The sequence below is a fragment of the Mesorhizobium sp. M0848 genome (assembly GCF_040319805.1).
In the GTDB taxonomy this organism is placed as follows: domain Bacteria; phylum Pseudomonadota; class Alphaproteobacteria; order Rhizobiales; family Rhizobiaceae; genus Mesorhizobium.
This window is the reverse complement of record NZ_JAMYOM010000004.1, coordinates 23,553-42,682: the sequence shown is the minus strand read 5'-3', so window position 1 is coordinate 42,682 and position 19,130 is coordinate 23,553. Positions and strand designations below refer to the sequence as shown.

21 protein-coding genes are annotated in these 19,130 nt (G+C 62.9%); 7 read left to right on the top strand and 14 right to left on the bottom strand.

Annotated elements, in window-relative coordinates; translation table 11 throughout:
- Positions 1–19: 19 nt before the first annotated feature.
- The 5 genes from NKH95_RS05445 to NKH95_RS05425 all read right to left on the bottom strand — a co-directional run bounded on the left by NKH95_RS05445 (position 20) and on the right by NKH95_RS05425 (position 2,861).
- A complete protein-coding gene (locus NKH95_RS05445) occupies positions 20–217 on the bottom strand; it encodes a hypothetical protein (protein ID WP_013532087.1) in 198 nt (65 codons plus the stop codon).
- A 184-nt stretch (positions 218–401) separates the two neighbouring features.
- On the bottom strand, positions 402–800 hold the full coding sequence (locus NKH95_RS05440; protein ID WP_023810373.1) for a GFA family protein: 399 nt from the start codon (positions 798–800) through the stop codon (positions 402–404).
- Between the two features lie 197 nt (positions 801–997).
- Positions 998–1,954, bottom strand: a complete 957-nt coding sequence (locus tag NKH95_RS05435) for an alpha/beta fold hydrolase (RefSeq protein WP_128303305.1) — start codon at positions 1,952–1,954, stop codon at positions 998–1,000.
- 43 nt (positions 1,955–1,997) lie between these two features.
- Entirely contained in the window at positions 1,998–2,483 is a 486-nt protein-coding gene (locus NKH95_RS05430; protein WP_352891155.1) for an SRPBCC family protein, read from the bottom strand.
- Positions 2,484–2,612: 129 nt separating this feature from the next.
- Positions 2,613–2,861, bottom strand: a complete 249-nt coding sequence (locus NKH95_RS05425; protein ID WP_013532091.1) for a ParB N-terminal domain-containing protein — start codon at positions 2,859–2,861, stop codon at positions 2,613–2,615.
- 154 nt (positions 2,862–3,015) lie between these two features.
- On the opposite strand from NKH95_RS05425, the gene NKH95_RS05420 reads away from it, so the two are divergent.
- The 5 genes from NKH95_RS05420 to NKH95_RS05400 all read left to right on the top strand — a co-directional run bounded on the left by NKH95_RS05420 (position 3,016) and on the right by NKH95_RS05400 (position 8,747).
- On the top strand, positions 3,016–4,659 hold the full coding sequence (locus tag NKH95_RS05420) for a N,N-dimethylformamidase beta subunit family domain-containing protein (RefSeq protein WP_023810369.1): 1,644 nt from the start codon (positions 3,016–3,018) through the stop codon (positions 4,657–4,659).
- Position 4,660: 1 nt separating this feature from the next.
- Complete coding sequence (locus NKH95_RS05415) at positions 4,661–6,040, top strand: aminotransferase family protein (protein ID WP_352891154.1); 1,380 nt, start codon at positions 4,661–4,663, stop codon at positions 6,038–6,040.
- Between the two features lie 10 nt (positions 6,041–6,050).
- Positions 6,051–6,980 (top strand): 3,5-dioxohexanoate:acetyl-CoA acetone transferase, encoded by a 930-nt coding sequence (gene kce, locus NKH95_RS05410; RefSeq protein ID WP_352891153.1) that lies wholly within the window; start codon positions 6,051–6,053, stop codon positions 6,978–6,980.
- 226 nt (positions 6,981–7,206) lie between these two features.
- Complete coding sequence (locus NKH95_RS05405; RefSeq protein WP_352891152.1) at positions 7,207–7,722, top strand: GNAT family N-acetyltransferase; 516 nt, start codon at positions 7,207–7,209, stop codon at positions 7,720–7,722.
- Complete coding sequence (locus NKH95_RS05400; RefSeq protein WP_352891151.1) at positions 7,719–8,747, top strand: histone deacetylase family protein; 1,029 nt, start codon at positions 7,719–7,721, stop codon at positions 8,745–8,747. Before NKH95_RS05405 ends, NKH95_RS05400 begins: the two co-directional genes overlap by 4 nt.
- A gap of 15 nt (positions 8,748–8,762) precedes the next feature.
- Here the strand turns inward: NKH95_RS05400 and NKH95_RS05395 are convergent, their stop codons facing one another.
- The 3 genes from NKH95_RS05395 to NKH95_RS05385 all read right to left on the bottom strand — a co-directional run bounded on the left by NKH95_RS05395 (position 8,763) and on the right by NKH95_RS05385 (position 11,720).
- Positions 8,763–10,028: a cysteine desulfurase-like protein gene (locus NKH95_RS05395; RefSeq protein ID WP_352440169.1), complete on the bottom strand. Its 1,266-nt coding sequence runs from the start codon at positions 10,026–10,028 to the stop codon at positions 8,763–8,765.
- A gap of 52 nt (positions 10,029–10,080) precedes the next feature.
- Positions 10,081–11,148 (bottom strand): aldo/keto reductase, encoded by a 1,068-nt coding sequence (locus tag NKH95_RS05390; protein WP_352796647.1) that lies wholly within the window; start codon positions 11,146–11,148, stop codon positions 10,081–10,083.
- Positions 11,149–11,264: 116 nt separating this feature from the next.
- Positions 11,265–11,720: a hypothetical protein gene (locus NKH95_RS05385; protein WP_127258340.1), complete on the bottom strand. Its 456-nt coding sequence runs from the start codon at positions 11,718–11,720 to the stop codon at positions 11,265–11,267.
- A gap of 412 nt (positions 11,721–12,132) precedes the next feature.
- Between NKH95_RS05385 and NKH95_RS05380 the strand changes: the two genes are divergently transcribed.
- Positions 12,133–12,297: a hypothetical protein gene (locus tag NKH95_RS05380; RefSeq protein WP_128303299.1), complete on the top strand. Its 165-nt coding sequence runs from the start codon at positions 12,133–12,135 to the stop codon at positions 12,295–12,297.
- Between the two features lie 61 nt (positions 12,298–12,358).
- On the opposite strand, the gene NKH95_RS05375 is transcribed toward NKH95_RS05380, so the two are convergent.
- Complete coding sequence (locus NKH95_RS05375; RefSeq protein ID WP_027036955.1) at positions 12,359–12,865, bottom strand: DUF1993 domain-containing protein; 507 nt, start codon at positions 12,863–12,865, stop codon at positions 12,359–12,361.
- A 138-nt stretch (positions 12,866–13,003) separates the two neighbouring features.
- On the opposite strand from NKH95_RS05375, the gene NKH95_RS05370 reads away from it, so the two are divergent.
- Positions 13,004–14,056 (top strand): DUF1176 domain-containing protein, encoded by a 1,053-nt coding sequence (locus NKH95_RS05370; protein WP_352759215.1) that lies wholly within the window; start codon positions 13,004–13,006, stop codon positions 14,054–14,056.
- 28 nt (positions 14,057–14,084) lie between these two features.
- Here the strand turns inward: NKH95_RS05370 and NKH95_RS05365 are convergent, their stop codons facing one another.
- From NKH95_RS05365 to NKH95_RS05345, 5 genes are all read right to left on the bottom strand, one after another.
- On the bottom strand, positions 14,085–14,975 hold the full coding sequence (locus tag NKH95_RS05365; RefSeq protein WP_352552699.1) for an alpha/beta hydrolase: 891 nt from the start codon (positions 14,973–14,975) through the stop codon (positions 14,085–14,087).
- A gap of 32 nt (positions 14,976–15,007) precedes the next feature.
- Entirely contained in the window at positions 15,008–16,618 is a 1,611-nt protein-coding gene (locus NKH95_RS05360; RefSeq protein WP_352891150.1) for an NTP transferase domain-containing protein, read from the bottom strand.
- Between the two features lie 66 nt (positions 16,619–16,684).
- Entirely contained in the window at positions 16,685–17,422 is a 738-nt protein-coding gene (locus NKH95_RS05355; protein ID WP_352440163.1) for an XdhC family protein, read from the bottom strand.
- Between the two features lie 62 nt (positions 17,423–17,484).
- Positions 17,485–17,823, bottom strand: a complete 339-nt coding sequence (locus NKH95_RS05350; protein WP_013532112.1) for an XdhC family protein — start codon at positions 17,821–17,823, stop codon at positions 17,485–17,487.
- 60 nt (positions 17,824–17,883) lie between these two features.
- A complete protein-coding gene (locus NKH95_RS05345) occupies positions 17,884–19,128 on the bottom strand; it encodes a vWA domain-containing protein (RefSeq protein WP_352891149.1) in 1,245 nt (414 codons plus the stop codon).
- Positions 19,129–19,130 lie beyond the last annotated feature (2 nt).

Sequence of the window (19,130 nt, the reverse complement as noted above, 5' to 3'; positions counted from 1 at the left end):
AGGGAAAATCGCAAAGCGACTACGGGCAGAGCCAGAGTTTCTGGCATGTCCTGGCGATCACATGCGCCGGCGGCACTTCGGGCTCATCGGTCGAAGGCCGGCGAGCCCGTTCGAGCAGCATGCGCACCTGTTCGGGGCGCACACGATCGCGCTCCATCACAAGCAGGACCATCGGATCGCTCAAAAGCTCGTCCAGGGTGCTGATGCTGTCGTTCATCCGTCGTCTCCTCGAATGCCGTACCCGCGACCCATAAATAGGGAGACAATGATGGCCCGCCAATGACGCTTTGCCGGCTATCTCGTGTCGATTTGGATTAAATTTTGGCCATGGTTGCGTTCTTCCTTCTCGCTGGCGTAGCGCGTCGATCCACCTTCTTCCACAACAAAGGGAAAAGGGAAAATTAGCCTGGCGGAGGGGCGCCTTCGTATTTCGGCAGGCTGTCATCGAGCACCACCCAGGGCTGCTTCGAGGCGGTGAAAATATGCATTTGCGGCTTGAAAACCGTGGGATCGTCGAGCGAACCGGTGGTGATGCCGATGATATCAGCGGAATCACGCCGGGAAAACATCGTCGTGCCGCAGCTCGGGCAAAAGCCGCGCTTGAGATCCGGCGAAGAGTTTATGGTCGCCAGCGGCCCGTCGATCGTCACGTCGTCGATGCGAAACAGGACGCGTGCGTTGAAGGCGGCGCCGATCGCCTTCTGGCAAACCCGGCAGTGGCAGACGCGTTCGTTGATGGGGGCCGCGTCCGCGCGGTAGCGCACCGCCTTGCACAGGCATCCGCCGTCATATCTTGCCATTGTCCGGATCGATCCACTGGTGGGGGAGAATAGGCGCGCAAGGTATCGGCGCGGCCGATTGGGTCAATTGAAAAGCTTTGATGCAACGTCATCGCTTATGCTGATGCGAGTGGGGCTGAAGTCATGACGCCGAAAGCCGTCATGGCGGCCGCATGACGATCCGCCGGCTGCCAGCCAACAACCGGCGGCCTTGGCGTTCACTCCGTTTCGCCGACGACCTCGTCCCAGGTTTTGACCTTGGTCTGGCCGTTGAGGAACGGCAGCGCGGCGGCCGTGAGTTCGGGGGCGAAGAAAGTGTCGTAGTGGGTGCGGTTGGGCAGGATCGCCAGGCGGTTCTGCGACAGGTTCTCGCGCATCCAGCCGGCGTCCTTCAGCCCGCCGCCGAGCATCTGATAAAACTTGATCTCGTGCTCGGGCTTGTACATATCGCTGTCGCCATAGACCAGCATGACAGGCATCTTCAGCTTGGCGACGTCGGCCGAGTAATCGCGGTTCTGACGCATGAAGCCGCCCAGCGCATCGAGGAGCTTCGGGAACTCCTCCGGATGCGGCGCCACCGCGACGTAGGATTTGTACATCGGCGTGTCCTTCATGAACTCAGCGGCAGCCGCGCTCACCTGTGCCTGCTGGGGACGCATCTCGTCATAGAAGCCGTCCGTGGCGTAGCCGGTCGATACCAGGACGAGGCGGCGCACCGCTTCGGGATGCTGGCCGGCCATGCGGAAGGCGACGCCGCCGCCCAGCGAATAGCCCATGACATCGACCTGGTCGTAACCGAGCGCCTTGACGATGGCGGCCATGTCGTCGCCCATCGCTTCCACGGTGAATGGTCGGTCACCCAGCGCGGTGCGACCGTGACCCTGCAGGTCGACGCCGATGACGGTGCGGTTTTCGGCAAGTTTCGGCAGGATCGGCGCGAACATATCCGTGGTGCCGAGACCGCCATGCAGCAGAAGCAGCGGCTCGCCCTTGCCATAGATGGCATAATAATAATTCAGGCCGTCGATCGGCAGCAGGCCAGACTTTTCCGGCTTCGGCAGTGCGTTCGTCTCAGTCGTCATGGCGGGTTTTGTCTCCTCCGCATTGGTGGTGCCCGGGCAGGCAAGCAGTGCTGCGGCCGAAGCAAAAATGGCGAAAAACAGGGTTTTGGACATATCGATCTCCTCTCGTCCTGCCGGTATCAGAGCGTCATGCGGATCAAAGCGTTTTGGCGAGTTCTTCGAGCTGGTCGGCGCACTGTCCCCAACCCTCGTGGAAACCCATCTTCTCATGCTGTTCGCGGTCGGCGACGCTCCAGTGCCTGACCCGAGCGATGTAGCGCGTCTTGCCGTTGCCCTCGTCCTCGAAGGTCAGCACGACGGTCATGAACGGCTTTTCCGAAGGCTGCCAAGCCTCTGTGTGGGCGTCGGTGAAGACGATCTTCCTGCCGGGAACGACTTCGAGGAAGATTCCCGGGTTGGGGAATTCGTTACCGTCCGGGCTAGCCATGACGACAAGGCTCGAGCCGCCGGTGCGCACATCCATCTCGGCGCGCGGCGTCGTCCACGGCTTTGGCGAGAACCAGCGCGTGATCAGTTTCGGATCGGTCCAGCAGCGATAGACGTTCTCACGCGGCGCATCGATGATGCGGGCAAGAACCACTTCACGGTCGTTGGTGGGGGCGGTGTCGAGCTTGGTGGTCATAAGGGCGTCCTGCGTTTGATCTGGCTTCCGTCCCAAGGACGAGCCGATGAACCGCAAACCGACATCGTCCACGAAAATTTTGCGATGACGTCCCTGCTCCGCGTCGGTCCGTGGGGAACGAAGGAAGTGTCAGTGGCGCTTGGCTTGCACCAGATAAGCCTCGATTTCGGTCTCGCCGAGCCACTTTGCCGCTTCCAGCCGGTGCAGGCCTTCGACGAGGATGTGGCGTTTGCCGTCATGGCGGACCTGGATCGGCGTCTTCATGCCGTTTTCCAGAATGTCCTCGGCCAGATGGCGGACGGTCTCGGGATGCAGCGTCTTCTTGCGCGCTGTCGGCACGTAGATCTCGTCGACTTTGACCTTTTGCACTCTGAGCATTCCGACCCCCGTGGCGGAAACGCCGCCTGCCCTGAGATAGTCCGTTTGATGGAGGCGGCCAAGGGTGCGGCTAACGAATGCTGGTCCGATCGTTTCCATTTGACGCAACGACAGCAGATCGCCGAAATGGCGGCCTTCGACCTTTCAGGTGTTCATGACCCATCTGCCGACCGAATTCCCCGATTTCGGACTGACGCCGGAGCAGCGCCGCCACGCGGTGCGTGGCCATTACTACGAATGGCCGGGGATGGATGGCGAGCGCGGCGAGATCTGGTGCTACAGCGACCGCTTTTCCTATCGCGCCGGCGAAACGGTGGCGTTGCATGTCAGTTCGACAGCTCCGAACTTCGGCATGACAATCACCCGGGATGGCGGCAGCGAGACCAAAGCGTTCGAAAAATCGGGCATCGCGGCACGCCGGCAGGACACACCTGACCAGTGTTCGGTTGAAGGCTGCGGCTGGGACGTATCCTTCGAATTTCGCGTCGGGGCGGACTGGCCGTCCGGCGCCTATCGGGTCACGCTGACCGCCGACGGCCGCGACGGCAAACCGATCCAATCCCATCATCTTTTCATCGTCAGCCCGCAGCCGGGCCGTAAACCCGGCCGTGTGCTGCAGGTGGCTGCGACAGGCACATGGCTGGCCTACAACACCTGGGGCGGCTCCAACCACTACCAGGGCATCACCGGGCCGGATCGCAACCAGTATTCGCCCATCGTGTCGACGCAACGCCCCTGGTGCCGCGGCTTCGTCGTGCTGCCGAAAGACGCGCCGCGCGTGCCGCTGGAAGTCGCCGTGCCACCCAAGACGATTCCCCGCTATCCGCATATGGAATGGGCGCTCGCCACAGGCCATTCGAAGAAATACGCCTCTTCGGGCTGGGCCAGCTATGACAGCCATTTCTTCCGCTTCGCCGAACAGGCCGGCTATGGCGTCGATCTCATCAGCCAGCACGATCTGCATTTTTCGTCCGAAATTCTCGACGGCTACGACTGTGCCGTCTTCGTCGGCCATGACGAATACTGGACCTGGGAAATGCGCGATGCCGTCGACGCCTATGTCGAGCGCGGCGGCCATGCGGCGCGCTTTGCCGGCAATTTCATGTGGCAGACGCGGCTGGAAGACGAGGCCCGCCGGCAGGTCTGCTACAAATATCGCGCGCGTGCCGAAGACCCCGCCTATCTCCCAGGCGGCGACATCACCCGCGCCACCAACTCCTGGGAAGCGCCGGAAATCGGCCGGCCGGGTTCGGCGACCTTCGGGCTCAACGCCACGCGCGGGGTTTATACCGGTTGGGGCGGTTGCGCGCCGCGCGGCGTGCGTGGCTTTCCGGTCTACCGGCCGGAGCACTGGGCCTTTGCCGGCACCGGCATCTATTATGGTGACCTGCTGGGCTCCGACAGCCATGTCTATGGCTATGAAGTCGATGGGCTCGACTTCGAGATACGCGGCGGCCTGCCCTACCCCACAGCGACCAGCGGCGCGCCAGACGGCCTGCAGGTTCTCGCGGTCGGCATGGCATCCCAGGTCGAGGAAAGCGCCGACATTCCGATCGAGGATCAGTTCCTCACCGACGAAGACGGTCGCTTCACCGCCGAAACACTGTTCGGAGAGGCGAGCGACGCCAATCTGGAAAAGGTCAAACGCGGCAATGGCATGATCGTCAATTTCCCGCGCGGCAAGGGCGAGGTGTTCCACGCCGGAAGCTGCGAATGGGTCGCCGGCCTGCTAAGACAGGACCCGATGGTCGAACGCGTCACAAAAAATGTCCTCGATCGTTACCTCGGAAAGCCCTGATATGTCGAAAATCCAATCCGCCGTTGAAGAAACCGAAGTCCGGCGAGACTCGCATCTGTTCTATCTGTCCAGCCTGCGCCGGCCGCTGATCGACCGTGCCGAGGGCATCTATATGTGGACGCAGGACGGCCGCCGCTTTATCGACGGCTCGAGCGGCCCGATGGTCGCCAATATCGGCCATTCCAACCGCAACGTGCTGGATGCCATGAAGCGGCAGATGGACCGCGCCACCTTCGCCTATCGGCTGCATTTCGAGAACGAGCCGGCCGAAGAACTGGCACGTGAGCTGGCCGGCAAGCTGCCGGAAGGCATGGACCGTATCTTCTTCGTCTCGGGCGGCTCGGAGGCGACGGAATCCTGCATCAAGCTGGCGCGGCAATGGGCTGTCGCCACCGGCCAGGCCAGCCGCTGGAAGGTGATCACGCGCTTCCCCTCCTATCATGGCGGCACGCTGGGTTCGCTGTCGATTACCGGCGACGATGCGCTGGCCGAAACTTTCGAGCCGATGATGCGGGTGATGCCGACCGTGCCGGCGCCGAACGCCTGGCACGACCGCGACAATCTTTCGATGGAACAGCGCGGCATCCGCTATGCCGACATGCTGGAGGAGAAGATCCTGGCCGAAGGGCCGGAGAGCGTGGTCGCCTTCATCATGGAACCGATCGGTGGCGCTGCGACCGCAGCGCTGGTGGCGCCCGACAGCTACTATCCGCGCATCCGCGAGATCTGCGACCGCTACGGCATCCTGCTCATCCACGATGAAGTGATGAGCGGCGCCGGCCGCACCGGCAAATTCCTCGGCGGCGACCACTGGAACTGCAAGCCCGACATCGTTGCGCTGTCGAAGGGGCTGGGTTCGGGCTATGCGCCGCTTGGCGCGCTCGCCGCCCCGATGCGGCTGGTGCAGCCGCTGCTTGACGCCGGCGGCTTCCAGCACGGCCACACCTATGCCGGCAACCCGCTGGCCTGCGCCGCCGGGCTGGCTGTGCTCGGTGAAATGGACCGGCTCGATCTGATCGCCAATGCGGCCGCCATGGGCGACGTGCTGATGGATGGGCTGAAGGGGCTGGCGAAGCGGTTTCCGTTCATTGCCGACGTGCGCGGCAAGGGCCTGCTCACCGGCGCCCAGATGGTTGCCGATCCCGAGACGCTCCGACCGATCGACCAGACCAAGAAAGCCACGCAACGGCTGCTCGACCTCGCCTATCAGCGCGGGCTGATCATCTATGGCCGCAGGGTCAAGGGCGGCGTCGACGGCGACAATTTCATGGTCGCGCCGCCGATGATCGTCACCAGGGAGCAGGTCGGCGAGATCGTCTCCATCATCGGCGACTCGCTGGACGTTCTGGCCTCCGAACTCGATCTACCGGTCGAAGGCTGAGGCGACAAAGATGGCGCCTAGAAAAGTCATCATCACCTGCGCTGTCACCGGCTCGGTGCACACGCCGTCGATGTCGCCCTATCTGCCGGTGACGCCGGACCAGATCGCCGCCGACGCGATCGCCGCCGCAGAAGCCGGTGCTTCGATCCTGCATCTGCACGCCCGCGATCCGAGTGACGGCCGCCCGACCGCCGATCCGGACGTCTACATGCAGTTCCTGCCGCGCATCAAACAGGCGACCGATGCAGTGATCAACATCACCACCGGCGGCTCGTCGTTGATGACCTTGGACCAGCGGCTGGCGGCACCGCTCAGAGCCGAGCCCGAAATGTGCTCGCTCAACATGGGTTCGATGAATTTCGCGCTGTTCCCGATGCTCGACAAGCCGAGGGAATGGCAGCACGAGTGGGAGCCGAAGCTGCTGGAAGCCACCCGCGACACGATCTTCAAGAACACCTTCGCGGACATGGAGGGCGTGCTGGAGAGGCTGGGCAAGGGCTGCGGCACGCGCTTCGAGTTCGAATGCTACGATGTCGGCCATCTCTATTCGCTGGCGCATTTCCGCGACCGGGGACTGGTGTCGGGACCGCTGTTCATCCAGTTCGTGCTGGGCATTCTGGGCGGCATTGGCGCCGACCCGGACAATCTCGTCCACATGAAGCGGATCGCCGACAAATTGTTCGGCGACAGCTACCAGTTCTCGGTGCTGGCCGCCGGCCGCCAGCAGATGCCGCTGATTTCGATCGCCGCGGCAATGGGCGGCAATGTCCGCGTCGGGCTGGAAGACAGTCTCTATGACGGACGCCAGCTGGCGAAATCCAATGCCGATCAGGTGCGCCGCATCCGTGGCATTCTCGAGGGGCTGTCGCTGGAGGTTGCAACCCCCACCGAAGCGCGCGACATGCTGGCGCTCAAGGGCGGCGACCGGGTGGCGTTTTGAGATGCTGGCGTTTGAAAGGGAGACAATCTGAAATGATTGCGTTCCTTCGCACCCCCCTCTGTCCTGCCGGACATCTCCCCCGCAAGGGGGGAGATCGGATGTCATTTCGGCTTTCGCTAACTTCCAACGTTGCAGGATGGGCGGTAGTATCAAAACTGCCAATCTCCCTCCTTGCGGGGGAGATGTCCGGCAGGACAGAGGGGGGTGCCTGGGCACCGAACCTCCGATGATTGTCCCCCCGCCCAATATCCTCCTTCGACTCGGCACTCTCGACGACGTCGAAACGATCCACGCGGCGATCCTGAAACTCGGCACCCATATCGGCGCGCCGGAGGAGATCATCTCGACACCGGACGATCTCAGAACCTATGGCTTCGGCGAAAAGCCCGCCTTCTCGACCCTGATCGCCGAGGTGGACGGCGAATTTGCCGGGCTTTGCCTGCATTTTCCGTTCTTTTCAACCTGGATGGGGCGGCCTGGCGTCTATGTGCAGGACCTCTATGTCGAGGATCGTTTTCGCGGGCGCAAGATCGGCGAGCGGCTGTTGCGGCATGTTGCGGCGCAGTGCCGGAAAGAAGGCGGCGTCTATCTCCGACTGTCGGTCGACACCGACAATGAAGGCGCCAAGACCTTCTACGAAAGGCTGGGCATCGCCTGGTCGAGCTATGAGCAGACCCAGAAAATCATTGGCGAGGCGTTCTTTGCCTTCGCCGATGCGCCGCAGAACGAGGATCCGGAATGAAAGCCTTCTATGCCGAGGAACAGAAGCGTCACGACCCCAAGGCCTTTCTGTCAAGCGGCGCGGCGCAGCCCAATCCGGAAAAGCCGGAGCGCGTCGAGAGATTGTTATCCGGCGCAAAATATGCTGGCTGCACGATCGAGCGACCTCGCAACCATGGGCTCGGCCCGGTCGCGGCTGTGCATACGCCCGAATATCTGGATTTCATCGAGCATATCTACGCGCGCTGGCAGCGCATCGAGGGCGCTTCGGCCGAAGTGATCCCCAACATCCATCCGATCGCGCGCAACGGCTCCTACCCGGCCTCGGCAGTCGGGCAGGCCGGCTACCACATGGCCGATACTGCTTGCCCGATCTCGGGCGAGACTTGGCAAAGCGCGCTGTGGAGCGTCTGGAGCGCGGTCGATGCGGCCGAGGCGGTGATGTCAGGCGTACCGGCCGCCTACGCGCTATGCCGCCCGCCCGGTCACCACGCCTTTGCCGATGTCGCCGGCGGCTTCTGTTTCATCAACAATTCGGCCGTCGCCGCACAGGCTCTGCGTAAACAGGCCGCACGGGTGGCGATCCTCGATGTCGACCTGCATCACGGCAACGGCACGCAAGGCATCTTCTATGCACGACCGGATGTGCTGACCGTCTCGCTGCATGCCGATCCCGTGCGTTTCTACCCGTTCTTCTGGGGCCATGCCGACGAGCGCGGCGAAGGGCCAGGCCTCGGCTACAATTTCAACCTGCCGCTGCCACGCAAATCCGCCGACGCGGCGTTTCTCGAAGCGCTCGAGGTAGCGTTCCAGCGCATCCGTGCCTTTTCGCCCGACGCGCTGGTCGTGGCGCTCGGGCTCGATGCGTTCGAGGGCGATCCGTTCGGCGGACTTTCGGTGACGACGCCGGGTTTCTCGCGCATCGGCGAGGCCATCGCAAAGCTCGACCTGCCGACGGTCATCGTCCAGGAGGGCGGCTACCTCTGCGACGAACTCGGCGACAATCTCACCGCGTTCCTCACCGGCTTCGGCGGCAAGATGCGGTGAGTACTCAAGCCAGTGTCAGGAGCGCTGCTGCCTGAGCATGGCGATGACCCGGTGCACGCTCTCCAGCGTCTCGTCGATTTCGGCAGATGTGTTGTAGTGAGCGATGCCGATGCGCACGACGCCATACTCGGCCGGGATGCCGAGTTGATGGACGATCTCCCAGGCATAGTTGTGCCCCGACCACAGGAAGATGTTCTCGGCGTTCATCTGCCGTACGATCGTCTCCGGCACGATGCCGTCGACGGTGAAGGACACCGTCGGCACGCGCTCGCCAATCCGCTTCGGATCGGTGATGCCGTGGATGGTCAGACCCTCGATATCGGACAGACCGTCGATCAGCTGTTGCGCCAGCGGGTTTTCATAGGCGATCGACACCGCGAACGCCTTGGCGATCTTCTGCCTTCGCGATCCACCCTCGCCCGCTGCCGCGCCAAGGTCGGCGAAGTAATCGACCGCGGCCGTGAGGCCGGCCATCAGTTCGATCTGCGGCGTGCCCAGCTCGAACCGCTCCGGCAGGCCGTTGGATGAACAGCGGCACTTGTAGGGTTTCAGATCATCGATGACATCATGCTGGCCCCACAAAATGCCCATATGCGGGCCGAAGAATTTGTAGGCCGAACAGATCAAGAAATCGCAGCCGAGCTCCTGAACGTCGATCAGGCCGTGCGGGGCGAACTGCACGGCATCGACATAGACCAGCGCGCCGGCGTTCCTGGCGATGGCGCTCAGCGCCTTCACCCGGTTGATGGAACCAGTCAGGTTGCTGGCATAGTTCAACGCGACCAGCCGGGTCCTGTCGGATAGCAACCCGGCGAGCGTCGCCTCTTCGACCTGCCAGCTCTTTTCGTCGAACGGCAGCCAGCGCACGACGAGGCCGAGATCCTCGGCCAGCTGCAGCCAGGGCGACACATTGCCCTCATGGTCCATGCGGGTGAGGATGATCTCGTCGCCGGGCTTCATCGTGCGACCGAGCGTGCGCGACATGTGATAGGTCAGCGTCGTCATGTTGGCGCCGATGATGATTTCTTCCGGGCTCGCCGCACCAAGGAAATCGGCCATTGCCCGATGCGCCTCATCGACGACGGCCTGCGCGGCAATCGTCGTTTCGAAATAGCCGCCAAGGTTGGCGTTGGTGGTCAAAAGACAGCGCGACACGGCGTCTGCGACGACTTGCGGCACCTGCGTGCCGGCCGGATTGTCGAGATAGATGCGGCGACGGCCCTTGTCGGTCAGGGAGAGAGCGGGAAATCTTTCGCGGACCAGCTCGATCGGAAAATTCATTGTTGCCCTCTCCCATTGTAATCATTGGATTCGGCCAGCGGCCAATCCCCGTTCAAGGACAGGGATTACCGACCCGCTGATGGATCGCATCCACCGCCTTCTGCATTTCTTCGGTCCAGACGACATCGACGGAAGACAGCGCCATGTCGAGCTGCGAAAGCGTCGTTGCGCCGACGATGTTGGAGGTTACGAACGGCCGGCTTGAGACATAGGCATTGGCAAACAGTGCCGGCTCCAGGTCAAAGGAGCGCGCCAGCTCATTGTATTCAAGTTGTGCTTCGGCAGCACCTGGCGTCTCGTAGCGCTGGCCGCGGTTGAATAGCTGCGTGCGCGAGCCCTGAGGCCGCGCGCCATGGTCGTATTTGCCAGTCAGGTATCCCTGTGCCAGCGGCGAATAGGGCAGCAGCGACACTTGCTCGCGCTCGCAGACCTCGGCGAGGTTCACCTCGAAGGTGCGGTTGACGAGATTGTAGGCGTTCTGGATCGACGCGACGCGCGGGCCGATGTCCTTGTCGGCTTCGGCAAGGAACCGCATCACGCCCCAGGAACTCTCGTTCGACAGGCCGAAATGGCGTATCTTTCCTGCCTTCACCAGTTCGTCGAACACGGCAAGCGTCTCGGCGACCGGCGTTTCGTCGGCCGGTGCGCCGACGGAATCGGCGCGCGGCGACACGGCGCCGACGCGCGTCGGGTTGGCGCCCCAGGGGATATCCCGCTCCGGCCAGTGGATCTGATAGAGGTCGATATAGTCGGTGCCGAGCTTGGCCAGCGACTTGTCGATGGCGTCAAAGATATCGGCGCGCACCAGTTGCGACGGCCTGTCGCCGCGAAACCAGCTGTTGGCCGTGCGGCCGACGACCTTCGAGGCCAGGATTACCTTGTCACGGTTGCCCTTGGCTTTCATCCAGCTGCCGATGATCTTTTCGGTCCGTCCCTGCGTCTCCGCCTTGGGCGGGATCGGATAGAGCTCGGCGGTGTCGATGAAATTGACGCCGCGCGAGAAAGCCAGGTCCATCTGGGCGTGGCCTTCGGCCTCGGTGTTCTGCTGGCCCCAGGTCATGGAGCCCAGGCAGATCTGGGTAACAAGGAGATCGGTCCGACCGAGACGGCGTTTGTGCATGGAATTCGGCTCCGGAGGAAGGCTGGCGCGACTGCGCGGAGGAAGCCGCATCTATAGGCAAAGCAGAGCCGCTCTCCAAGCCTGGCCAGAGCGACTTTTGCGTGAACCCGAAAGGTTTAGCGGCGAGCGCCGGCCAGCGCGCGGCGCTTGGCCTCGTCGATCAGCATGTTGGCCACTTGCATGCGGATCATGGCGCGCTGGCGCAGATGCGGAGCGACACGGTCGGGGTGGTTGGCAAAGGCAAAGCTGCGGCGCATGCGGCCGAAATCGGCGACCTGCTTGGGCTGATTGAGGCCGAGTTCCACGGCGATGGCTTCGGGATCGATCGGCGGCAGTTTCTCCTCGGGCTTTGGCTCTTCGCCGGCGAGAGCCAGCTTGGCATGATCGAGCAAGGCGGCGAATTCGGTCGCCAGATCCGCGCCCGCCTCGCGATATTCGGCAGCGGAAACCTTGATGCGGCCGGAATGGAGTTCATCGGCCACCGAAAGATAGTCGAACGGGATGGATGGACGAGCGCCGGCCTCTTCGCCCTCGCCATTCTTGTCGGGGGCGATGAAGAGGTCGTCGAGCAACGAAGCGAAATCCCGCTTGGCGCCAGTAGCGATGTCAGCCTCCCCCTCGCCCGACCATTCGGGTATCAAAGCATAGAACCGGCTCGTTAAAAATGCATGGCACCGATCTTAACGAATTTAGCCTTCGCCTCGTCTACCGCTTGACCCACCGCAATCCCAAAAACAAAAGCCGGACTGCATTTTCACGCAGTCCGGAATTCGCCAGGAGTGGCGAGGAAAAACCGGCCATGTAGCCAGCATTCGAGGCTACGGTGCGCGTCGGCCAAAAGTTTCACCGGGTTGCAGAAAATGGCGAAAGATTCGCCAAGGCAAAAATTCGCCAAGACATGGCAGGTATGCAAATGCTGCACTGCACAATTGTCACGATTCACCTATATTGGCTGGCGTGGAGGACCAATTTGGGGCTTGAATCATGGGTTTCTTCACTGAAATGTTCGCCCGGCCTCGGCCGCAGGAATATCTGAGATACCGCTCGGCGCTCGCGCTGCTTCATTCGATGAGCAATGCCGACCGCGCCGACATCGGGATCAAGCCGGCCGACTTCCCCCGCATCGCCCGCGAAATGTCCGTTCGCTAGCTGTATCCGGTGTTCAGGATGTCCCGGATCGCTCCGGGACACCTCCAAAAAACTCAACTCCTTAGCGCGACCCCAGAAACGTCGCCTTGCCCAACGGCACACCGTTGTGGCGAAGGATGTCGTAAGCCGTGGTGAGATGGAAATAGAAGTTGGGCATGGCCACATGCAGCAGATACTGCAGGCCGGGCATCGAACTTTCCCGTCCGCCAAGCTTCAGCTCGATGATCTTGTCGTCGGAGCCGTCGAATTCGGCAGCCGAAAATGTCGCGAGAAGGTCGAGCGTCTTCGTGATGCGAGCCTGGATATCGGCAAAACTCGCCTCATTGTCCTCGTATTTCGGCACTTCGCGGCCGGCGAGCCGTGACGGCGCGCCCTTGGCATGATCGGTGGCGATCTGCACCTGCCTGGTCAAGGCAAACATGTCTGGCGCCAGCCGCGCCGTCAGAAAAACTTGCGGGTCTATCTTGCGGTCAAGCGCATTCTGCTCGGCGGTCGCAAGCATATTGGAAAGCGCTTTCAGCCTGGCCGAAAACACAGGCACGGATGCCTCATACATCGATATCGCCACGTCAAATCTCCTACCCGGCCGAACGCCGGCGGACGCGACGTAGCGCCTTCGCGCGCGATTCTTCAAGACCGCCGAGCCTGCGTCACCACGTTGCCGCAATCGCCAGAGTAGAATCTCCCCATCGAGCGGAGGTTCCCGATGAGACGCGCCCTTTTCGCAGCGACTGCCTTTCTCTCCCTTGTCCCGATCGGCCAGACGCTATTGGCGGCCGACGATGCCCCCGAAACGCCCTATGTCGACGACCGGTCTAGCGCCGATGCGGTTGTGCGTTCGCTCTACAGCGCCATCAGCCGGCACGAATTCGCCCGCGCCTGGGGTTATTTCGGCGATACAAAGCCGGCAAAGGATTTCGACAGTTTCGTCAAGGGTTTTGATGGCACCGACAAGGTCGAGGTCGAGACCGGGGCTGTTTCCGACGAAGGTGCGGCCGGCAGCATTTTCTACAACGTCCCCGTCGCCGTCCGCGCCACCGACAAGAGCGGCGGCAAAAAGGTCTTTGCCGGGTGCTACACGCTGCGCCAGGTGAATGCCCAGACACAAGTGGAGCCACCCTTCGATCCGATCCACATCGAGAAAGGGGCACTGAAGCCCTCCACTGCCGATTTCGAGGAGGCGCTGCCGCCAAGCTGCGGCGATGGCCCGCCACCGCCAAAGAAAGACACCGCACTGGAGCAGGCCAAGAAGGCCTTTCTGGCAACCTATGGCGACCAGTGCGACAAGCAGTTCCTCGCCAATGAACCGACCGTTTTTTCGATCAAATACAAGGACAAGGATGCGCAGCCCGGCGATCCCGACAAGGAAACGCGACTGTTCCATTTTTCCTGCTCGGCCGCCGCCTACAATGAAAGCTCGGTCTACTACATGACCGACGAGACATCGGGCGTGCAGCAATTGCAGTTCGCCGAACCCAAAATGGATATCCGATACGAGAACAATGACAGCAACGGCAAATTGCTGGGCATGACCATCGTCGGTTTCCAGACGTCCGGCTGGGCAGTCAATTCCGACTATGACGAAGCCGCCCACACGATCACCACGTTCAACAAGTGGCGCGGCATCGGCGATGCGTCCGACGCGGGGACGTACCTGTTTCGCAACGGCAATTTCTCGCTGGTCCAGTACGACGTCGATGCGTCCTATGACGGGGAGCAAAACCCCGAGACTGTCGTCGACTACAACACCGCGCCCTGAGCCTCACACGAGCTTGCAGGCTGATCGATCAGGGCGCCTTCGACAGCATCCAGTTGAGTGTGCCGCGCCAGTCGGTCATGCGAATCGGCGTACCATGGGTGCCGGTCTCGAAACGGACGAAGCGGGTCGGATAGGTCTTCGATTTGGCCAGGATCGAGCGAAAGAACGCCTCCTGCTTTGCCACGGGGTAGACCACGTCGTGGCTGCCCTGGCCGAAGAAGACCGGCACGCGGCGCTTGAAGGCCGGGCTGGTGAAAAAGCTCTCATCCCACAGCGAACCGAGCAGCAGCAGACCATTGATGCGTCCGCCCGTGTCCTTGCGCGCGGCCAGCTCCCAGCACAGCGCGCCGCCCATCGAGCCGCAGGCGACGAAGATCTTCGCGCCGGGCGACTGTTCGGCATAATGACCGATCAGCGCCGCCACCTGCGCCGCTCCCGTATCGCCGAAATCGGGGAAATCAGGACTGAGATAGAGGCCGCCATTGCTGGCCATCAGGTTCTTGAGCCGGTTGAAATTGCCGCCGAAAGTGAAGTCGTCGACACCCTGCTTGCGGCTGCCGCCCTGCCCGTGCAGGTAAAGCACGATGATGCCGGCGCCCTCGGTCTTGCCGACGGCGACATGCCTGACATCGCCGGCATCGGTCTTCAGCAACAGATCCTGCTGCACCTTGCGCACGCTGGCGTCGGTATATTGGGCGTTCACCCGCCGCTCGGGCACCTGGTCACGCTGGTTGATGTCGCGCATCTCGCGGTAATCGATGACCGTGTAGGCGCCATTGGTGTCGGACGACAGCGTGGCTGGATAGGCGAAGAGATCGTCCTTGAAGGGTTTTAGGGACAACGCCTGACTTTGCGCGGCCGAAGACAGCAACGCGGTCGCGACTGCAAAGGCACAGAAAATTTGGCGGCGAATAGACATGTCCAAGGCATGCGTAATTCAGCTTGGGTTTGTCAATCCTGCAGCACGCCGCCGGCGCCTTCCAGCGCCTCGCGCGTGTCGACATCGACAGATGCCGCCGCGCCGATCTCGACATCGATGACATCGAGCCCTTCGGTCTCGACCAGATGGCGTGCGCCGGTGTCGCCTTCGAGATGGGCGATCGCGGGAAACAGCGAACGCGGCAACAGCACCGGATTGCCGCGCTTGCCGTCATGCGAGGCGCGGACCACCGCATTGCCGCCGGCCTTGCGGAAAGCATCGATCAATCTGTCGAGGTCGTCGGACGTGATATCAGGCATGTCACCGAGAACGATCATCACGCCGGCGGAATCTTCCGGCAGATAGGCGATGCCGGCTTTCAGCGAGGTGGACAGGCCCTCGGCAAAATCGGGATTGTCGGCGAAGGTCACGTCGAGGCCCGCCAGTGCCGCGCGCACCCGCTCGCGCTGGTGGCCGGTGACGACGACAGTGCTGGACGCCTTCGAGCCAAGCGCCCGCTCAGCGGTGCGGCGCACCAGCGGCTTGCCGTCGAACAGTGCCAGCAGCTTGTTCGGCCCGCCCATGCGGCTCGACCGGCCGGCCGCCAGCAGCACGATGCCGACCTTGAGCTGAGATTTGGCCGGCAGCGGTTCGCGCGGCTGCGGCCGTGTCGGGATTTCCATCAACAGCCCGCCGACCCCCATGCCGGCAATATCCCTGGCGGTCACGTCGATACCGGCGATCAACCGGTCCAGCACCCAGTCGAAACCATTCTCCTTGGGGCTGCGGGCGCAGCCGGGCGCGCCGATGACGTGCTTACCGCCGAGCGTGCCCAGCACCAGCAGATTGCCGGGATCGACCGGCATGCCCGCGCGGATGACTGCACCACCCGCCCTCTCGATCGCCGCGGGAATGACATCGGCGAAATCGCTCATCGCCGAGGCGCCGAAGATCACCACCATGTCATTGTCGCGTGCCAGCGAAGCCGCGGCCTCCGCCACCGGAGCGATCTCATGCGGCGTGCGGCGCTCGGCCGTCAATCTGCCGCCCGTACGCGCCAGCCGCGCTTCGGTGACGCGCAGCGTCTTGTCGAGCACGGAAGGCTTGATGCCGGGTAGAACCGTCTGGATGACGCCGACACGCACGGGCCGGTAGGCATTGACGGCAAAGATCTCGCCTGCGGCGCAGATTTCTGTCGCGGCGCCGACCAGCGCTGCACTGACCGCGAAGGGGATGATCTTCACGGTCGCGACCATCTGGCCTTTCTCGACCGGCGCATGCTGCGCCAGCGTGGCGATGGTGATGGCGGGATCGATGGCATTGATGGCGTCGATGGCAGCGGCATCGACCGTGAAGATGCCCGGCGCCTTGGCATGGAGGTTGATCCGCCCGGTCGCGGCAGGCCTCGCCTCGATCCCGCGAAAGGTCATGCTCTCAGCTATTTCCTGCGCGGCGGCATCCTCGCCGAGGTCGTCGGCAGCCAGCACGGCTGCAACGACCTGCGAAATGCCGGCGGCCCGCAGCAGCGCCACATCTTCGGCGCTGAGCCTGTGCGCCTTGCGGAAGCGGCGTTCACCAGCGGTGGTGGAGTGCGCCAGCACCGCGCCTTCCGCGGTCTCGATCGGGATCGGGCCGAATTTCACGCCGCAGCGCCCGTAGAGCGCCGCGCGTCCTTTTGGACGCGCAAAGGACGCTCTACTACTTTGAATCTACGCATCGTGCTTTTCCAAAATCGATTTCGATTTTGGAGCCGATGCGGAGGCATCGAAACCGCGCGAGCGGAAGGCGTGGATCGCCTGGGCCAACACCGCAACGGCGATCTCTCCCGGGCTGGCAGCACCGATGTCGAGCCCGATCGGCGCATGGATACGGGCGATCTGATCGGCGCTCGCGCCCAGCGCCAGCAGGCGTTCGACCCGCTTGGCATGCGTCTTCCTGCTACCGAGCGCCCCGACATAGAAACAGTTGGCGTCGAGCGCGGCCTTCAGGGCGAAATCATCGACCTTCGGGTCATGGGTGACGGCGGCAAGTGCGGTGTAGCTGTCGAGCGGCTGGCGCTCCAGCACATCCTCCGGCCATTCGGCATGAAGCGCCACCTCGGGAAAGCGGTCCGGCGTGGCGAAAGCGGTGCGGGGGTCGATGATCTCCACGGGATAGCCGGCGATCTTCGCCATCGGCGCCAGCGCCTGGCTGATATGGACAGCGCCAATCACGACCAGACGCGGCTGCGGCAGATGCGCGTTGAGAAAGAAATTCCGCCCCTCGGCTTCGACCGAACCGGAGTTGCCTGTGCGAAACGCCCTGGCGATCGCGGCGCCAAGATCGCCGGCGACCTGATCGCCCTCGCGCACGATCCTGTCGCGGCCGTCACCGAGATCGGTGACAAGGATCGCTGCTCGGCGAGCGCGTCGTTCGGCGTTCAAAGTTTTTAAGGCGTAGGGATCCATCAGGAAATCTCTTGTCCGAGCATGATCTTGTCCAAAAACCGGGCCCCACTTTTGGGCATGCTCTAGCCCAGTCTTTCCACATACACCTTGATGCGGCCGCCACAGGACAGGCCGACCTGCCATGCGGTCTCATCGGCAACACCGAACTCCAGCATCCTGGCCTTGCCGCTGTCGATGACGTCGATGGCCTCGCTGACCACAGCGCCTTCGACGCAGCCGCCCGAGACGGAGCCGTGGAAATTGCCGTCGGCGTCGATGACCAGATGGCTGCCTACAGGTCGGGGCGCCGAACCCCAGGTCTCGACCACTGTCGCGATGGCCACGTCCTTGCCGTCCTTCATCCAGCCCTCCGCAATGATCAGCGGGTCGCGGGCCTCATCCAGATAAATGCTGTTTTCCATGACCGTTTCTCCAGAAGTCTGTTTTTCTCGGGATCTGTTTTCCGGATGGGAAAGATATGGCTATGCGGCGTGCCTCGCGCCAGCTTCCAGCCATCGGCGCGGATCGACGGATTGTGCCGACTTCTTATCCAGCGACGCGCAAAGATCGGCGAGCGCGTCGAGATTGTGCACCGAGCGGAACTCGTCGACGTGCGGCAGCATCGTCTTGACGCCGCGGGCGCGCGCCTGAAAGCCGTCGAAGCGCAGCAACGGATTCAGCCAGATCAGACGCCGGCAGGATTTGTGCAGGCGCTCCATTTCTTCAGACAGGCCGGCGACATCGTCGCGCTCCAGCCCGTCGGTGATCAGAAGCACGACCGCGCCCTGCCCCAGCACGCGGCGCGACCATATCAGGTTGAACTCGGCCAGCGTGTCGCCGATGCGGGTGCCGCCCGACCAGTCCCTGACCGCCGCCGAACAGTCGGCAAGGGCTGCATCCGGGTCGCGATGGCGCATCTGCCGGGTCAGGTTGGTCAGCCGGGTGCCGAAGACGAAGGTGTGCACGCGACGCCTTTTTTCAGTCAGCGCATGCAGGAATTGCAGGAAGATGCGCGTGTACTGGCTCATCGAGCCGGAAATGTCGGCCAGCACCACCAGCGGCGGGTGAACCTCGCGGGCTGAGCGGAATTTCGGCAGGATCAGTTCGCCGCCGGTGCGCGCGGCCGAACGCATCATGGCGCGCGGATCGATGCGGCGGCCATGCGCATCGGCCTTGAAGCGCCGGGTGCGCACCATGTCGAAAGGCAACCGCAACTGCGCGATCGCCTTCTTGGCGTCGGCCATCTCGGCGGCGTTCATCTGGGCAAAATCCTTGGCCCGCAGCACCTCGTTGCCGGAAAAGGTGAAGCGGGCGTCGACCTCGATCTCGGGAATTTCCTGTGGCGGCTGGTTCTTCTGGTGGCCCTCGAACATCGCCTGGCTGACCCGATTTTCAGCGGCGCGTGGCTTCTGCTTTTCCCTGGTGTCGGGTGCCACCGGCGAAAACATAGCCAGCATCTTTTCGATCAGTTCGCGCGACTTCCAGAACAGCCGGAAGGCTTCGTCGAAAGTGGCGTGGTCCTCATGCCGCGAGACCAGCACGGCGTGCAGCGTCCAGTAGAAATCGTCGCGCGAACCGATGCCCGCGGCGAGCACCGCCTCGATGGCGTCCTTGACCGAGGCCGGCCCGACCCGCATGCCCGCCTTGCGCAAGGTGCGGGCAAAATAGACGATGTTGTCGGCGATCCGCCCGTGCGGCATGGCCTCTTTTGGTTCGGGGCGCGACATCG

Coding starts and splice junctions, on each gene's coding strand:
- NKH95_RS05440 (WP_023810373.1), bottom strand. CDS start 800: ATGGCAAGATATGACGGCGGATGCCTGTGCAAGGCGGTGCGCTACCGC.
- NKH95_RS05365 (WP_352552699.1), bottom strand. CDS start 14,975: ATGTCTATTCGCCGCCAAATTTTCTGTGCCTTTGCAGTCGCGACCGCG.
- NKH95_RS05380 (WP_128303299.1), top strand. CDS start 12,133: ATGGGTTTCTTCACTGAAATGTTCGCCCGGCCTCGGCCGCAGGAATAT.
- NKH95_RS05370 (WP_352759215.1), top strand. CDS start 13,004: ATGAGACGCGCCCTTTTCGCAGCGACTGCCTTTCTCTCCCTTGTCCCG.
- NKH95_RS05425 (WP_013532091.1), bottom strand. CDS start 2,861: ATGCTCAGAGTGCAAAAGGTCAAAGTCGACGAGATCTACGTGCCGACA.
- NKH95_RS05415 (WP_352891154.1), top strand. CDS start 4,661: ATGTCGAAAATCCAATCCGCCGTTGAAGAAACCGAAGTCCGGCGAGAC.
- NKH95_RS05355 (WP_352440163.1), bottom strand. CDS start 17,422: ATGGATCCCTACGCCTTAAAAACTTTGAACGCCGAACGACGCGCTCGC.
- kce (WP_352891153.1), top strand. CDS start 6,051: ATGGCGCCTAGAAAAGTCATCATCACCTGCGCTGTCACCGGCTCGGTG.
- NKH95_RS05345 (WP_352891149.1), bottom strand. CDS start 19,128: ATGTCGCGCCCCGAACCAAAAGAGGCCATGCCGCACGGGCGGATCGCC.
- NKH95_RS05390 (WP_352796647.1), bottom strand. CDS start 11,148: ATGCACAAACGCCGTCTCGGTCGGACCGATCTCCTTGTTACCCAGATC.
- NKH95_RS05420 (WP_023810369.1), top strand. CDS start 3,016: ATGACCCATCTGCCGACCGAATTCCCCGATTTCGGACTGACGCCGGAG.
- NKH95_RS05395 (WP_352440169.1), bottom strand. CDS start 10,028: ATGAATTTTCCGATCGAGCTGGTCCGCGAAAGATTTCCCGCTCTCTCC.
- NKH95_RS05430 (WP_352891155.1), bottom strand. CDS start 2,483: ATGACCACCAAGCTCGACACCGCCCCCACCAACGACCGTGAAGTGGTT.
- NKH95_RS05400 (WP_352891151.1), top strand. CDS start 7,719: ATGAAAGCCTTCTATGCCGAGGAACAGAAGCGTCACGACCCCAAGGCC.
- NKH95_RS05435 (WP_128303305.1), bottom strand. CDS start 1,954: ATGTCCAAAACCCTGTTTTTCGCCATTTTTGCTTCGGCCGCAGCACTG.
- NKH95_RS05350 (WP_013532112.1), bottom strand. CDS start 17,823: ATGGAAAACAGCATTTATCTGGATGAGGCCCGCGACCCGCTGATCATT.
- NKH95_RS05405 (WP_352891152.1), top strand. CDS start 7,207: ATGATTGTCCCCCCGCCCAATATCCTCCTTCGACTCGGCACTCTCGAC.
- NKH95_RS05445 (WP_013532087.1), bottom strand. CDS start 217: ATGAACGACAGCATCAGCACCCTGGACGAGCTTTTGAGCGATCCGATG.